Below are 263 nucleotides of genomic sequence, written 5' to 3'. Positions count from 1 at the left end.
CCTTGCAGGCGCAACGGTACATGAAGCCATTCGCTCCGATGCGCCGGGCGAGGTGGAAATCTGGGATATGCTGACGCCGGAAGTGGTGGAAGAGCCGGACGACTGGCGCGAGCCGGTCGATCATCTGGCAGCACCTGCTGTCCGGCTGGCGGATCAGATCGCAGCCACTATTCGCCACTGGCTGGATCGCGGCGAACCTATTCCGGGCCAGAACCGGCGGATCATGCCGCGTGACATCATGGTTCTGGTGCGAAAGCGCGACC

At 63.5% G+C, this 263-nt stretch carries 1 protein-coding gene; it reads left to right on the top strand.

Annotation, left to right across the window (positions count from 1 at the left end; all coding sequences use genetic code 11):
* Positions 1-263, top strand: a 263-nt coding sequence (locus SB822_RS58035) for a hypothetical protein (protein ID WP_410859232.1), incomplete at both ends; no start/stop codon positions are given.

It is taken from the genome of Paraburkholderia sp. SIMBA_054, assembly GCF_046534875.1.
Taxonomy (GTDB): domain Bacteria; phylum Pseudomonadota; class Gammaproteobacteria; order Burkholderiales; family Burkholderiaceae; genus Paraburkholderia; species Paraburkholderia hospita.
The sequence above is the reverse complement of the archived record's forward strand: the minus strand, read 5'-3'. Positions and strand labels throughout refer to the sequence as shown.